This window comes from Streptomyces sp. P17, from assembly GCF_032436805.1.
Classification (GTDB): Bacteria; Actinomycetota; Actinomycetes; order Streptomycetales; family Streptomycetaceae; genus Streptomyces.
In genome coordinates this window covers 1-249 of record NZ_JAVRBF010001242.1, presented here as the reverse complement: position 1 = coordinate 249, position 249 = coordinate 1, and the positions used below count along the sequence as shown (strand labels likewise).

Genomic DNA, 249 nt, shown 5'->3' with positions numbered 1-249 from the left:
AATATTCAATTTTAATATCCTTTACCTTTGAAACAGTAAATTCTGTATAGGAATCTTCTGAGAGAATGTGTTTGGCTGTAAGAATATAATTGTAATCATAGTTATTAGGTGTTTGATAAATTATTCCTGATCCAACAGATGGTGCACCACTTACATTGGATGTAAGTTTTACTGCACAGTTTTTTAAATTCTCAGAAGGTAATGACATGGCCAAATGTATTTGTGTTGGGAATTAATTTTATTTTATAT

General features: G+C 28.9%; 1 protein-coding gene. It reads right to left on the bottom strand.

Annotation, left to right across the window (positions count from 1 at the left end):
• A partial coding sequence (locus RMT89_RS44550) for a hypothetical protein (protein ID WP_315889454.1) occupies positions 1 to 208 on the bottom strand: 208 nt, incomplete at its 3' end.
• Positions 209 to 249: the final 41 nt, after the last annotated feature.